At 58.6% G+C, this 13,995-nt stretch carries 12 protein-coding genes; 3 read left to right on the top strand and 9 right to left on the bottom strand.

Features of this window, described 5'->3' with window-relative positions:
- Positions 1-11: 11 nt before the first annotated feature.
- The gene (gene pdhA / locus LJY25_RS04790) at positions 12-1,025 is read right to left on the bottom strand and encodes a pyruvate dehydrogenase (acetyl-transferring) E1 component subunit alpha (protein WP_227607102.1); all 1,014 of its coding nucleotides are present in this window, start codon (positions 1,023-1,025) and stop codon (positions 12-14) included.
- 236 nt (positions 1,026-1,261) lie between these two features.
- Here pdhA and recF point away from each other — a divergent pair, with 236 nt between their 5' ends.
- Positions 1,262-2,365: a DNA replication/repair protein RecF gene (gene recF / locus LJY25_RS04785; protein ID WP_227607101.1), complete on the top strand. Its 1,104-nt coding sequence runs from the start codon at positions 1,262-1,264 to the stop codon at positions 2,363-2,365.
- A 92-nt stretch (positions 2,366-2,457) separates the two neighbouring features.
- Positions 2,458-2,775 carry a DUF721 domain-containing protein gene (locus tag LJY25_RS04780; protein WP_227607100.1) on the top strand — a complete coding sequence of 106 codons (318 nt, stop codon included), beginning with the start codon at positions 2,458-2,460 and terminating at the stop codon, positions 2,773-2,775.
- A gap of 742 nt (positions 2,776-3,517) precedes the next feature.
- Here the strand turns inward: LJY25_RS04780 and LJY25_RS04775 are convergent.
- Positions 3,518-3,904: a helix-turn-helix domain-containing protein gene (locus tag LJY25_RS04775; RefSeq protein WP_227607099.1), complete on the bottom strand. Its 387-nt coding sequence runs from the start codon at positions 3,902-3,904 to the stop codon at positions 3,518-3,520.
- Between the two features lie 328 nt (positions 3,905-4,232).
- The gene (locus LJY25_RS04770; protein ID WP_227607098.1) at positions 4,233-5,084 is read right to left on the bottom strand and encodes a glycerophosphodiester phosphodiesterase family protein; all 852 of its coding nucleotides are present in this window, start codon (positions 5,082-5,084) and stop codon (positions 4,233-4,235) included.
- A 208-nt stretch (positions 5,085-5,292) separates the two neighbouring features.
- Between LJY25_RS04770 and LJY25_RS04765 the strand changes: the two genes are divergently transcribed.
- Positions 5,293-5,925: a hypothetical protein gene (locus tag LJY25_RS04765; RefSeq protein ID WP_227607097.1), complete on the top strand. Its 633-nt coding sequence runs from the start codon at positions 5,293-5,295 to the stop codon at positions 5,923-5,925.
- A 75-nt stretch (positions 5,926-6,000) separates the two neighbouring features.
- Here the strand turns inward: LJY25_RS04765 and LJY25_RS04760 are convergent, their stop codons facing one another.
- From LJY25_RS04760 to LJY25_RS04735, 6 genes are all read right to left on the bottom strand, one after another.
- Positions 6,001-6,276, bottom strand: a complete 276-nt coding sequence (locus tag LJY25_RS04760; protein ID WP_227607096.1) for a PLD nuclease N-terminal domain-containing protein — start codon at positions 6,274-6,276, stop codon at positions 6,001-6,003.
- A 112-nt stretch (positions 6,277-6,388) separates the two neighbouring features.
- Positions 6,389-7,033, bottom strand: coding sequence for a rhomboid family intramembrane serine protease (locus LJY25_RS04755; protein WP_317206577.1), 645 nt, complete (start codon positions 7,031-7,033; stop codon positions 6,389-6,391).
- 140 nt (positions 7,034-7,173) lie between these two features.
- A complete protein-coding gene (locus LJY25_RS04750; RefSeq protein WP_227607095.1) occupies positions 7,174-8,145 on the bottom strand; it encodes a polyprenyl synthetase family protein in 972 nt (323 codons plus the stop codon).
- Between the two features lie 160 nt (positions 8,146-8,305).
- A complete protein-coding gene (gene rnr, locus LJY25_RS04745) occupies positions 8,306-10,843 on the bottom strand; it encodes a ribonuclease R (RefSeq protein WP_227607094.1) in 2,538 nt (845 codons plus the stop codon).
- 327 nt (positions 10,844-11,170) lie between these two features.
- On the bottom strand, positions 11,171-13,072 hold the full coding sequence (locus tag LJY25_RS04740; protein ID WP_227607093.1) for an ABC transporter ATP-binding protein: 1,902 nt from the start codon (positions 13,070-13,072) through the stop codon (positions 11,171-11,173).
- A gap of 164 nt (positions 13,073-13,236) precedes the next feature.
- Complete coding sequence (locus LJY25_RS04735) at positions 13,237-13,902, bottom strand: lipoprotein signal peptidase (protein WP_227607092.1); 666 nt, start codon at positions 13,900-13,902, stop codon at positions 13,237-13,239.
- Positions 13,903-13,995: the final 93 nt, after the last annotated feature.

Raw genomic sequence — 13,995 nt, 5'->3', positions numbered from 1 at the left:
CTGGGCCGTTGCTAGTCGCGGATGTATGGATAATCCTGCTGAACATATACATCCTTGTACAGTTCATCGGCGGTAGGGTAAGGCGATTTCTCCGCGAATTCAACCGACTCATTCACGATGGCCTTGATGCGCTCATCGATAGCGGCCAGCTCTTCCTCGGTGCCCAGCTTGTGGGTAAGGATGGTGTAGCGCACCGACTCGATGGCGTCGCGGGAGCGGTAGTCTTCTACCTCTTCCTTGGTGCGGTACTTGGCCGGGTCGCTCATCGAGTGACCTTTGTACCGGTAGGTCTTGAACTCAAGCAGCGTGGGGCCTTCGCCGGCGCGGGCCCGCTCGGCGGCGCGGGCCACGGCGTTGTGAATATCCTCCACATTCATCCCGTTCACCGGTTCCGACGGCATGTCGTAGCCTTCGCCCAGGGTATAGAGGTCGGTAACGTTGGAGGTACGCTGCACGGAGGTGCCCATTGCGTACCCGTTGTTCTCAATCACGAAGATGACCGGAAGCTTCCACAGCATGGCCATGTTGAACGCTTCGTGCAGGGCACCCTGGCGCACGGCGCCGTCGCCCATGTAGCAGATGCAGAGCTTGCCGGTCTTGTTGTACTTCTCGGCAAAGGCGAGACCGGCACCCATCGGCACCTGGCCGCCCACGATGCCGTGACCACCAACGAAGTTCACTTCCTTGTCGAACATATGCATTGAGCCGCCCTTGCCTTTCGAGCAACCGGTGGCTTTCGCGAACAGCTCGGCCATGATAGCGTTGGGCGAAGAGCCGAGGGCCAGGGGGTGAGCGTGGTCACGATACGCCGTAATCCATTTGTCACCCTTGGTCAGGGCCGAGACGGCACCGGCTACGCAGGCCTCCTGGCCGATGTAGAGGTGGCAGAAACCCTTAATCTTCTGTTGGCCGTACAGCTGACCAGCCTTCTCCTCAAACTTGCGCATGAGCTGCATCTGCTCATACCAGGTGAGGTAGGTTTCCTTCGGGAACTCAGGTTTAGCCGGCGTCGTGGCGCGCGGCATATCTTTGTTTCCTTCTTGCTCTTCAGTCGGTGGCAACACCGGATCGGGCTGTTTCACAGTATTGACTTCGGCTGCTGCCTTCGGTTGAGATTTAGACTTGGCTTTGGTGGCCGGCTTTTTCTCTGCCTGCTTCGCCTCCTTTTGGCCAGCCTTTACTTTCGTCTCCGCCATCGTACTCTCGTTTATTCGCGTTTGGGATGCGAAAGTACGTAAAAGGATTGCAATTCCGAACCCCAATGATTCTTGAAAACCTGCATCTTCTCTTCTTTAAAAACTATGAGGAAGCGAACCTGCGTTTCTCCCCCCACATCAATTGTATTGTGGGCGACAACGGAAGCGGGAAGACGAATCTGCTGGATGCCATCCATTACCTGTCCCTGAGCAAGAGCGCCTTTAATCCGTCTGATGCCCTGACCATCCGGCAGGGGGCCGACTTCTTCGTCGTGAAAGGCGGCTTTCAGACCGGTGCCGAGCTCAACGTTATCCAGTGCAGCCTCCGAGCCGGGCAGAAAAAGCTGGTGACCCGGAACAAGCAGCCGTATGACCGGATTGCCGACCATATCGGCCGCTACCCGGTCGTGCTCATCTCACCCTACGATACCGACCTGATCCGGCAGGGCAGTGAGGAGCGGCGGCGGTATTTCGATAGCCTGATTTCTCAGCTCGACCATTCTTACCTGGAGCTGCTGATCACCTACACTCACTTACTTAAGCAGCGCAACTCCCTGCTTAAAATGGCGGCCGAGCGGCAGCTATTCGACCGGGACTTTCTGCTGGTCCTGGATGAGCAGCTGGCTCCGGCGGGTGAGGAGATTGTAAGACTACGGGAACAGTTCCTGGTTGAATTTACCCCAGTGTTTCAGCGCCATTACCAGCAGTTGGCCGACGACCGGGAGCTGGTCGAGCTTATGTATAAGAGCAACCTTCCCGGGGCTGATTTCGGGCAGCTGCTCCGTTCCCATGAACGCAAAGACTTTGCGCTTCAGCGCACGACCGTTGGCCCGCATAAGGACGATTTTGCCTTTTTGATGGACGGCGTATCCGTCAAGTCATTTGGCTCCCAGGGACAGCAGAAGTCGTTTGCCATTGCGCTCAAGCTGGCTCAGTTCGAGGTGATGGCGCAGCGCAAGCAGCACAAGCCTCTGCTCCTGCTCGACGACATCTTCGACCGGTTGGACGAGAAGCGTATCACCCGACTGATGCAGTTGGTAGCAAACCATACCTTCGGGCAGGTATTTCTGACGGACACCCACCTCGACCGTACCGACAAGGTCCTGGCTCCCTTGTCGGAGCAGATTGCCCGCTTTCGCGTGCAGGCCGGTACTGTCACTGCGCTTTAGGCTTCGCCTTCCTGTATCTTTGTGGTTGTGCTGTTGTGGCGGGCATGCTCCCGCTTACAGTTCAGCTTCGCGCGTCAGTATATTTACCCGTTTTGAAAAAGCCAAGCTCTTCCGAGAATTCCCGTTCTGCCGATATCGTCCCGCTTAAGGATGGTATCAAAGCCCTGCTGAAGGCGTACCGGCTTCAGGGCAAGCTGAACGAGGTGCTGGTTGTATCGAGCTGGGAGCGGATCATGGGTAAGGCAGTAGCTCTAAAGACGCAGGAGGTTTACATCAGTCAGAGTAAACTGTTCGTGCGACTGAGCTCGGCTCCTCTCAAGCACGAACTGGTGATGGCGAAGACCCGCGTGATGGAGTTGATCAATGCGGAGGTGGGAGAGCAGGTGATAAAGGAAGTTGTCTTCCTGTAAGCCTATCGGCAAGCAGGTTTAGGAGAGACCTGGCAGTAGGCTCCTTTCTTACCCCATCCCCTACCCTATCGGCACCCGACGGTTTGCCCGGGGCTCGACACACCCACCCATCCCCATAGATGCCTTTCTCTCTGGTGCTCTCCGATGCCAGCGGCTATGGGTGGCAACAGGCCTACCCTGTCTTGAGGATTTGTGGTGGTAGCCTTGCCTGGCCTTTAATTCCAGGTCGGATTCACCTGCTCTGTCTCTATCCCTGTCAGACTCGAATTGCTTGTTTTGGCCGGGCCTATAATGCCTCGTTGCGGGGTGTTACTAATCCAGCCAGACCGGAGGCTCACGGTTCATTCTACCCTTTCTGACGCTTTTCCGAGCAGGATAAGTCAGGCCAATGCTGCCCTTTTCCGGAGGGCTTAGATGACGGCTCTTTATCGGCTTAGCCGACCTTGGAACAGACCGGCACCGCGCTTCTCAGCAGGCCAGAAGAGCAGTAACGGAACTGGCTTGCTACGCACGGAAAGCAGTACCCTAGTCCCCCTTTTATCAGTGGTTAGCCGCTAAAAGTGATGCCTTTTTGGTGGTGTTTCATGCTCCTAACCGGAGCTCCTTTCACCTAGTCTACAGGTGTTGTTCTGGGTGCTCCTCTGTCCCTTCTTTAGCCCCTTAGGCCTTTACAGTTTGTTTCTGTCCGCCCTGTCCCCCGCTACTGCTTCGCAACAAAAATGTTTCACGTGGAACATTTTTGTCACTTAGGCCCATACACCTTCAATAGAAGCTCATTGTAGGCCTCAAGCAAGGCAATGTACTTAGTCTGAAGGCTTAGAAGCTGCTTGTTACAGTCATTATCAGCAACTTGTAAAGCAACAGGCTTTGACGTTACACTATTTACAGATGATACAGTTACAGGCGTAACAGCAAAAGGCAACACTGCTTGCTGAGACATTGTAAAATCGTCCGCAAAATCGTGTCCAATAATATCTCCTACCCTCTTTACAAAAGCGTAATCAAGTGTCTCTTCTTTAAACTTCCGGTAGATTGTCGGACGAGTAATACCCAAGTCATCCACAATGCGGGTGATTGAAATACCACTGTTTTTGATGGCTTCCTGCAGTATTTCGCCTTGATGGGGCATAGATGAGATGCTTGTTTGGATGGGACTGTAAAGATGACAAAAGTGTAGCAATGCAACAAACAAATTAAACACAATAATGTAACCGATACAGTATACAACCGATACACGTTACATAGCGCATTGTGTAACATTACACCTTTACAGAAACACTGTTACACGTTACATGCATTACAAATCAGCGGGTTGTAACGCGTACACAAGCATTCGGCTGTAACATATCACTGCAAATCCGGCAAGTAACGCTTGAGTAGTCCACGCAGAGCACTACGCTGCAAGAGGAACCCTTTTACAGAAGGTTACGGACTATACAGCTGTAGAAGGTCAGAACTTATAACCGGGACAGAAGCTTCAGCAGACGGTCCGGATAATCCGTAGTCAGGCCATCGACTCCCATCCGGATGAGGTGCAGCATATCTGCCGGCTCGTTTACAGTCCAGGGAACTACCTGCATGTCCAGCGCATGAGCCTGCGCCAGCAGAGGCGGAGAAACAAGTGAGAACAGCGGACCGAAAACATTGGGCACAAACCCTAGCTCGCGGAGGTGATCAGCCAGCGGGAGGGAGTCATCTTCCACCAGCAGGCACACCCGTAGCGCGGGCTGCTCGGCACGCGCCACCTGAAGAATCTGCTTGTCAAAAGAAAGCAGCGTGCAGCGCTCCGCCATTCCCCTACCCTGCAACAACGCATAGACCTGGCGGAAGAATTCGAGCGGTTTCGGATGGAAGATGTCAGCGGTTTCGGGACTGCTTTTAAGCTCGACACTGTAGCGAATTGGTGGACGCCCGGCCGGTAGCTGAAAGCTTTCCGCCAGGTCGATTACTTCGCTGAGCAGAGGCTTGTAGGCCGGGCCGGAAACCTGTTCGGGGAAATTTGGGTGCCGTGTGCACCCGCAGTCACAGCGCCGGATAACGTCGTAAGACAGGTGGTAGAGGTTGTGCTTTAGCTCGGTTGCCGGGTCAATGGAACCGCCTTGCGCATCGCGGCAGATAACGGCCGAAAGCCAGGGTTCGTGGGAAACAACCACCTGGTTATCGGCCGAGATTACCACATCCATTTCCAGCACATCAACCCCCAGCTCAAGGGCGTGCCGGAAAGCAGGAAGCGTGTTTTCGGGGCGTAAGCCGCGGCATCCCCGGTGCCCATGCACTTCCGTCCGGGAGGGCTGATTCGTGCGTTCCATGGTGCTGTTGGCGTAGAGGTCAGACCAGGCTTCGCTGTACGCATTAGCCTGTACCGGGGCTATACGGTATAACCTTTGCCGGCACCGGAACCCGGGCCGGCAGCCCGGAGTTAAAACACAACCGCGCTGGTTTAGCCCGCACCCAGACTGCGGGAGCTATTAACTCCTATTTTCACATCCCCGGCGGTCTTTTACGCTCCACCAGCACATGAAACGGATTATCATTTACGGCATTATCATAGGCCTGGCCCTGGGCGGCTACCTATATTTCCGAAGTCTGAGCTCCAGCCCGCAGTACTCCCTGGCCCAGGCCGTGAAAGCCTCGCAGCTCCACGACGTAGAAGATTTCGAGCGGTACGTAGACGTAGGCAGCGTGGCTGAAAACCTGATTGACCAGGCAACGACGCAAAGCGAGGCGCTGGGTATCGCGCTTCCGCGCGGGTTTATGATGCAGGAGGCCCTTGCGCTCATGAAGCCCCAGCTGGCCGGCGTGGCCCGCGACGAGGTCCGGCACTATATCCGTACGGGCCGCCTGAATATGGATGCCGGGGCCGGAGCACAGCGGCTGGTAAAGCTTTCCCTGGCGGGCGTGGCCAGCAAAGTGGTCAGTGCCGACAGCAAATTCAAGCAGGTCAAGTACGTGAACGAGCAACCGGGTGAGGCCCTGGTTGGCATCGAGTTCACTCAGCCCAAGCTGGATACTACGCTGGTGCTGGAACTGAAAATGCTGGACCGGGGCGGCTACTGGCAGGTCACAGAAATTACCAATACCGCCGAGCTTATCAAGCAGGTAAACCGCCTCGAGCAAAAACAGCTCACGGGCGCCAGCCGGCAGGAATGAAAACACGTAATCGAATCAACAAAAAGCCCCGACCAACCGGCCGGGGCTTTTTGTTGCTTTAGGATTTACCGACTACTATTTCCGGCCCGAGAACAAGAAGTAAATGATGGAGCCACCGAAGGGGAAGAAAAAGATGATAAGTCCCCAGATGATCTTCTTACCAATCGACCAGTCCTGTTTGATCAGGCTCAGGATGGCAAAAATCGAAACCAGCAAATACACGATGCCGGCAATAGTCAGCGACCCATCAGACTTACGGGCAGAGCAACTGGTGAGCAGGGTAGTAAAGGTCAGGCTCAGAAGCAGCGCCAGAGAAGGCAGGCGGTGCGAGAAGGAAACAAGCTTGTTCATGGTTCGGAGAGAAAGAGAATGGAAAACAGTTCAGGGCTCTCTTTACGCACCAGTTTAACTTTAGATAGCCGAAACAGGATATAAATTGATTAACACACTGAAAATCAATGTATTAAAAGACAAAGTCGCGAATTTGCACTACAAACCCCGGTATAATTTCCGGTAAAGCAATGAGGGTCAGAATGATACCGTACAGCGCCCCGTAGAAGTGCGCGTCGTGGTTTATGTTGTCGCCCCGGCGCCGGCCCATGTAGTAGGAATAGCCCAGGTACAGAAAGCCGAAGATGAAGGGCTTGATCGGAATCGGAATCGGAAAAATGATGATCCCCTCGCCTTCCCCGCCTACGGGGTTAAACAGGATGCCCGAGAAAAGCACGGCTGCTACCCCGCCCGAAGCCCCCAGGCTGCGGTAATCGGGGTCGTTGCGGTGACGGAAGTAAGTAGGGATATCCGACACCACGATGCCGCCAAGGTACAAGAGCAGAAAGAGCAGCAGGCCGGGCGTTTCCCCCAGATTCACCTGAAACTGCGCGTAGACGGCGTTTCCAAACGAATAGAACGCCAGCATGTTAAAGATGAGGTGCATCCAGTCGGCGTGCAGAAAGCCGGAGGTGATAAACCGGTACCACTCCCCTTTCCGCTGCATCCGGTAAGGATTCATAGTCCATTTATCCAGCAGGTCCGGGTTCGACCAAGCGTAGATGGAAATACCGGCCGTCAGGACGAGCAGAATCAGGGGCACACTCAGGGAAATCATAGGCAAAGGAAAAGGCAGGGTAAGAAGATGGTGTTTTGATTTAAGGCGTTTTAAGACCGCCACGATACGTCCGGCATATTCCGGCGCCTTTTTAGAGTGAAGTCGTCAGGAAGGGGCGCAAAAACGCCCAAAAAGCGGGCTCAGCTTTCCCGCTCCATCAGCTGCAGCGCCAGGTGGTGCAGCACGGCTTTTCGCTCGGCCGGTGCGGCTACCTGACCAAGGTGCTCCAGGGCCCGCTGGAAATAGCGGTTGATGCAGGCCTCGGTCTGCTCCCGGATGCCCAGCTCGTTGTAGACAGCCGTAATGGCCGCCACCTTGGCTTCGGCATTAACTACCGGCTGACCGATGTGCTGGTTCAGCACCGCCTGGTGCGCGGCCGTAGCCTGAGCCTGGGCCGTGAGCAGCAGAAACGTCTTTTTATCGGACACGATGTCGCCACCCACGCGCTTGCCAAACGTGGCCGCGTCGCCGTACACGTCGAGCAGGTCGTCGCGCAGCTGAAAGGCCAGGCCAACGTCGACCCCGAACTGCCGAAGCAGGTCGGCATCAGCCGGAGCAGCACCGCCGAGCAGGGCGCCCAGCTCCAGGCTGAAGCCCAGCAGCACGGCCGTCTTGAGCCGGATCATGTCGAGGTACTGGCCGATGCTGACGTCGGGCTTGGTTTCAAACAGCATGTCCCACTGCTGGCCCTCGCACACCTCGGCGGCGGTGCGGCTGAACTTGCGCAGAATGCCGGGCAAGAGTTGCGGCTCCACGTCCAAGAACAGCTCATAGGCCCGCACCAGCATCACGTCCCCGCTCAGGATGGCTACGTTGGCGTTCCACTTCTCATGCACGGTGGGCTGCCCCCGGCGCAACGGAGCCTGGTCCATGATGTCGTCGTGGAGCAACGTGAAGTTGTGAAAGACCTCGGTGGCCAGAGCCGGGCGGACGACCGGGCCGAGCTCATCGGTAAAAAGGTGGGCGCCCAGGAGAGTGAGCAGTGGCCGGATCCGCTTGCCGCCGAGGGCCATAATGTAACGGATGGGCTCATACAGGGCTTCCGGCTCCTGGCCGTAGCGCAGCTGGCTCAGGCCAGCGGTGATTTTGTCGGTAAAGAAACTCAGGTCCACAGGGGCAGATGGGGGTTGGGGCAGAAAGGTACGGCTGCAGCGGTTGGCATGCGGTTCGGGGCTACGTCCGGACAGGCTACCAGGGACCAGAAAAGCAGAAAGCCCCGACGGATGTTCACGTCGGGGCTTTCGAATTCAATTCAGGCTGGTACCGGACAGGCTACCGGCGGCGCTGGCCACCGCCTTCTTTGCCGCTACGGCTTTCACCACCACGGCCGCCGGAGCCGCCGGAACGACTGCCACCGCCACTACGGCCGCCCCCGCCGCGGGAGGAGCCGCGCTCTTCCTGCTCGCGGCGCTTCACCGCGTCAGGACGGTGGTCTACCATCTCGAAGTCGATGGTGCGGTCGAGCAGGTTGGCGGCTTTCACGATTACCTGCAGCTCGTCGCCGAACTGGATGATGCGCTTGGTGCCCTTGCCCACGATGCGATAGTTGTCCTTGTCGAGCTCGAAGAAGTCGCCGGGAATGTCCGACAGGCGGATCATGCCTTCGCACTTGTTCTCCTCAATCTCGACGTAGATGCCGCGCTCCGTGAGGCCCGATACCACGCCCTTGAACTCCTGCCCGATCACCTCGGACATGAATTCCACCTGCTTGTACTTGATGCTGGCACGCTCGGCGTTGGCGGCAATCTTCTCCCGGTCGGAGGAGTGCTTGCACTGCTCTTCCACGGGCTCCACCTCCACGTTCTTACCACCTTCGAGGTAGTGCTCAAGCAGGCGGTGGGCCATCATATCGGGGTAGCGGCGGATGGGCGAGGTGAAGTGGGAGTAGTGGTCGAAAGCCAGGCCGAAGTGGCCCATGGGCTCGGTCGTGTACTTGGCTTTGGCCATCGTGCGGATAGCCAGGCCCTGAATCACATTCTGCTCAGGCCGGCCCACCACTTCCTCGGAAAGCTGGTTGAGCTCCGCCGACAGCTTCTTGGGGTCGTCGAGCTTGAGGGTGTGCCCAAACTTCTGAGCGAACAGGGCAAACGTCTGCAGGCGCTCGGCATCCGGGGCGTCGTGGGTGCGGTACACCATCGTCATGCGGGGCTTGCGGTTCTTGAGGCGGAACACAAAGTCGGCCACCTTGCGGTTGGCCAGCAGCATGAACTCCTCAATCAGCTTGTGGGCATCCTGCCGCTCCTTCACGTACACGCCGGTCGGCTTGCCGTTCTCGTCGAGGTGGAATTTCACTTCCTGGGTTTCGAAGCCGATGGCTCCGTTGCGGAAGCGCGCCGCGCACAGCTTTTTGGCAATGCGGTTGAGCAGATTGATTTCCCCAGCGTAGTCGCCCTCCCCGCTTTCGATGCGCTCCTGGGCTTCGCCGTAGGCAAAGCGCCGGTCGGAGTGAATCACGGTCTTGCCAAACCACGACTCGTAGAGCTTGCCGTTCTCGTCGAGCTCAAACACGGCCGAGAAGGTCAGCTTGTCCTCGTTCGGGCGCAAAGAGCAGAGGCCGTTCGACAGGCGCTCGGGCAGCATCGGGATTACGCGGTCCACGAGATACACCGAGGTAGCCCGGAACTTGGCTTCCTTTTCCAGCATGGAGCCGGGGCGCACGTAGTGGGTCACGTCGGCAATGTGGACGCCGATTTCCCAGTGTCCGTTCTCGAGCTGGCGGATCGACAGGGCGTCGTCGAAGTCCTTGGCGTCGGCCGGGTCGATGGTGAAGGTGGTGATGTCGCGGAAGTCCCGGCGGCGGGCAATTTCCTCGGGCGTGATGCGGTCCGGAATGGCTTCGGACTCTTCTTCCACGTCGGCCGGAAACTCGAACGGCAGGCCGAACTCGGCCATGATGGCGTTGATTTCGGCTTCGTTCTCGCCGGCGGGGCCAAAGCTGCGGGTGATTTCACCGACGGGCTGGCGGCTGGCGTCCTCGGGCCACTCGGTAATGTGCACGAGCACCTTCTCCCCATCGCGGGCCCCGTTGAGGCCGGCATAGGGCACGAACACGTCGAAGTACATCTTGCGGTGGTCGGGCGAGACGAAGCCGAAGCCGGCGTTCTGGACCGTGAGCTTGCCCACGATTTCCTCCCGCTCCCGCTTGATGACCTCCACCACGTCGCCTACCGGGCGGCCGTCGCGGGTGCCGCGCAGCCGGACCCGCACGGTGTCGCCGTGCAGGGCAAACTTGAGCTTGTCGGTGAACACGCGCACGTCGGTTTCCGACTCCTCACTGACCACGAAGGCAAACTGCCCGGTAGCCAGCGACACGGTGCCGACGATGGTGTCAGGACCACTGCTCTCCCGCTCCCCCCGCTCCGGGCGGGAGCGACGGCGGTCGTCGCCCCCGGGGTGATCGAAGCCCTGGGTGCGCCGGCGGCGGACGACCGGGTCTTCGCCCAGGTCTACCTCGATTGCCCGGGCACCGGGTACGGGCGGGCGGGCGCTACCCTTTTCGGGGCGGTCAGCGGCGTTGGGCTGCACGCGCAGGGCATCAGCATCGGTGAGCCGGTATTCGTCGTTCTGCAGCAGCGTAAGCTGGTTGGAAGCGCGCAGGGCGCGCAGGTGGGCAAACACTTCTTCGCGCTGCTCCTTGCCGGTTACGCCGAGGCGGCGGGCCAGCTGACGGTAGGAAATCACCTTGCCGGGGTTGTCGGCAAAAATCCGGAAGACCTGGTTTTTGGTCACTGGGGCAGCAGGGGCGCCTTTCGGGGCACCGGAGGCTTTCGCGGTTGCGCGGGGAGCCTCGGAATTGTCTTTTTTCTTCATTAGAAAAACAAGGGTGCCGCCAGTGGTTTTCGGTTTCGCAGGCGGCGCAGAAAAATGGAAAATACGCCGGGCAGGAAAGCCAGGCGCGGGGTAAATCAAGTGTTGAACGCGGCCACTGCGGCCGGGTTTGGGTGAGCACCGAAAAAGCTCGGAACAGACGTTAGGGTAGTATACGGATTAAATCTGATAAGAACTATATGCGCAAACAGATGGATACGGGGTATTGGCTTAGATAACGGTGATTTCCAGATAGAGAAACGGATAAATAGTCAACCAGGCTTTACGGCAAAGGAAGCTCTGGCCCACGCCCGCCACGGCAGGTTCAGGTTAGCGCGTTGCTGCGGCCCGACGGGCTTCGGCCGCTACGATATCGGCGGGCTCATCTTTGGGAATGGCCGCCAGCAGCGTGCGGGTGTACTCGTGCTGCGGGTTAGCGTAGACTTCGGCAGCCAGGCCGCTTTCCACGATTTTGCCCTGACTCATCACCAGCAGGCGGTCCGACATAAACCGGGCTACCGACAGGTCGTGGGTGATGAACAGGTAGGTGATGCCGAAGTCACGCTTAAGCTGGTTGAGCAGGTTGAGCACCTGCGCCTGCACTGACACGTCCAGCGCCGACACCGACTCGTCGCAGATAATGCATTTGGGCTGGAGAGCCAGGGCTCGCGCAATACAAATGCGCTGGCGCTGACCCCCGGAAAACTCGTGCGGATACCGCAGAAAGTGGTCTTCGCGCAAACCTACGGTGCGCAACAGCTCCAGCACCCGGTCCTTCTGCTCCCGGCGGCTGCCACCCACGTTGTGCACGCGCATCGGCTCCAGGATGGCCTCTCCTACCGTCATCATCGGGTTGAGGGCCGCGTAGGGATCCTGGAACACCATCTGGAAGTCCTTGCGCCGTCTGCGCAGCTCCCCGGCCGGTAAAGCCGCCAGATCCGTTTCTTCGAACAGAATACTCCCCGAGGTTGGTTCCACCAGGCGAAGCAGCGCCCGGCCCAGCGTGGTCTTGCCGCAGCCCGACTCGCCAACCAGCCCTACCGTTTCGCCCCGCCGAATGTCGAAGCTGACGCCGTCGACAGCCCGTACGAACTCGGTAGTGCGGTTGAAGAAGCCTTTGCGAATCGGGAAGTGCACGTGCAGGTCCTTTACCCGCAGCAGAGGTGCCTCACCTGAAGCACCAGCACCCGGCTTCGGCCCGGCGGAACCGGCTTCTACGGCGGAGCCTGGCTCGACGAAAACCCGCTCAGAATGTTCCACGGGGAACGTTTTGGTGGTCTCGGAAGTATTGCGTAACTCTTGAGCTACCGCCTCCGAGGAGTTCTCATCCGTTAGCGGAATACCCTGGGCCGGGACCTCAATCAGCTGACCTGCCGCGTCTTCGGTCATGAAGTCGGCTACGACGGGGAGGCGCTGCTTGCCCACCGAAAGCTTGGGCCGGCAGGCCAGCAACCCTTTGGTGTAAGGGTGCTGGGGGTTCGTAAAGATGTCGAGCACCCGGCCCTGCTCCACGACGCGGCCCCGGTACATGACCATGATCCGGTCGGCAATTTCGGCCACCACGCCCAGGTCGTGGGTGATGAACAGCACGGCGGTATTGTGCTGGCGGCGCAAATCGTCGATGAGCTGGAGCATCCGGGCCTGCACCGTCACGTCGAGGGCGGTGGTGGGCTCGTCGGCAATCAGGATGTCGGGGTTGCAAGCCATGGCCATGGCAATCATGACCCGCTGCTTCTGGCCCCCGCTGATTTCGTGGGGGTAGGCTTTAAAGATCTTCTCGGGGCGGGGCAGCTGGGCCTGGGCAAACAGCTCGATGGTGCGCGCCTCGGCCTGCTTCGCGTCCAGGGCGGTGTGCAGCCGCAGGGCTTCCACCACCTGGCTACCGCAGGTATACACCGGGTTCAGGGACGTCATCGGCTCCTGAAAAATCATCGAAATCTCGTTGCCCCGCACCTGCTGCTGCTGCTTTTCGGGCAGGGTCAGCAAATCCACGGCCCCGAACTGCTCCGACTGAAATGTGGCGGTGCCCCCCGAGACGTGGCCGGGCGGCATTGGAATCAGCCCCATCAGCGCCAGCGACGTCACGCTTTTGCCTGAGCCCGACTCGCCCACAATGGCCAGCGTCTCGCCCCGGTGCAGGTCAAACGACACGTCGTTGACGGCCCGCACGTCGCCGCGGTGGGAGCGAAAGTCGATGGTCAGGTTGCGGGCGGAAAGCAGGGGTGCGGACACGGGAAACGGGTTTAGCGGCGCATTCGGCCACGGGTAAAGATACGGGGCTTTCAGAATCAGCCCGCCGCGGCTATGACTGGGCCGCTGAAACCACCGCTCGGCGTACAAAAACGGCCGGCTGAGCAAATCAGCCGGCCGTCTGGGCATTCAGAAACGAGTTTCAATCAGGCAAGCTCCGAGGTTTCGGCGTCGCGCCGGGCCTGAGCCGCCACCGGATCTTCGGCGGGCAGGGGCTTGGCAACAGCGTCGTCGTCCTGGGTCTGGAAAAAGCGGGTCTGGTTGAGCAGAATCAGGGCTACGCCGATAAAAATGGCGGAATCGGCAATGTTGAAGATAGGCCAGAGCGAGAGGTGCATCCCTCCCACCAACGGCCAGCTGGCGGGCAGGAAGCCTTCGTACAGATCGAGGTACAGCATGTCGATTACCTGACCGTGAAACCACGGCGTGGGCGCGCCAAACGGGGCGTTGTCATAGATAATCCCGTAGAAAATCGAGTCTACCAGGTTGCCCATGGCCCCGCCCAGAATCAGCGCCACCGACCAGAGCAGTCCCGACACAGCCCGGCGCTTCCAGAGGTAGTAGATGTAGTAGCTGATGCCGAACATGGCCAGAATGCGGAAGCTGGTCAGCAGCACCTTGCCGTAGGGCGGCGGCAGCTCCACGCCAAATGCCATACCGGGGTTCAGGGTGTAGTGGAGCTTGGCCCAGTCGCCGATGAGCGGGATTTCACCGGCCATTCCGGGCTGCATGTAGTGGTGTACCGCCCACTTCGAGAGCTGGTCGATAAGGATGACCAACAGCGCCACCAGGTAGTATTTCCAGTACTTCATTTCTGAGAAGTGAGGGTTAATGGTGAGAAGAACAGGTTTGGAGCCTGACGTAGTGTCAGCCACCGGGCCGCTTCTCTCCCGCAGCACAAAGTG

The organism is Hymenobacter translucens, from assembly GCF_020685205.1.
Lineage (GTDB): Bacteria > Bacteroidota > Bacteroidia > Cytophagales > Hymenobacteraceae > Hymenobacter > Hymenobacter translucens.
Note: the sequence above shows the minus strand (reverse complement) of the source record. Positions and strands in the feature narration are given on the sequence as shown.

Bases quoted from the DNA above. Each gene is read 5' to 3' on its own strand.
- LJY25_RS04765 (WP_227607097.1), top strand. From the start codon at position 5,293: ATGAAACGGATTATCATTTACGGCATTATCATAGGCCTGGCCCTGGGC.
- pdhA (WP_227607102.1), bottom strand. From the start codon at position 1,025: ATGCCGCGCGCCACGACGCCGGCTAAACCTGAGTTCCCGAAGGAAACC.
- LJY25_RS04760 (WP_227607096.1), bottom strand. From the start codon at position 6,276: ATGAACAAGCTTGTTTCCTTCTCGCACCGCCTGCCTTCTCTGGCGCTG.
- LJY25_RS04735 (WP_227607092.1), bottom strand. From the start codon at position 13,902: ATGAAGTACTGGAAATACTACCTGGTGGCGCTGTTGGTCATCCTTATC.
- LJY25_RS04775 (WP_227607099.1), bottom strand. From the start codon at position 3,904: ATGCCCCATCAAGGCGAAATACTGCAGGAAGCCATCAAAAACAGTGGT.
- recF (WP_227607101.1), top strand. From the start codon at position 1,262: ATGATTCTTGAAAACCTGCATCTTCTCTTCTTTAAAAACTATGAGGAA.
- LJY25_RS04770 (WP_227607098.1), bottom strand. From the start codon at position 5,084: ATGGAACGCACGAATCAGCCCTCCCGGACGGAAGTGCATGGGCACCGG.
- rnr (WP_227607094.1), bottom strand. From the start codon at position 10,843: ATGAAGAAAAAAGACAATTCCGAGGCTCCCCGCGCAACCGCGAAAGCC.
- LJY25_RS04755 (WP_317206577.1), bottom strand. From the start codon at position 7,033: ATGATTTCCCTGAGTGTGCCCCTGATTCTGCTCGTCCTGACGGCCGGT.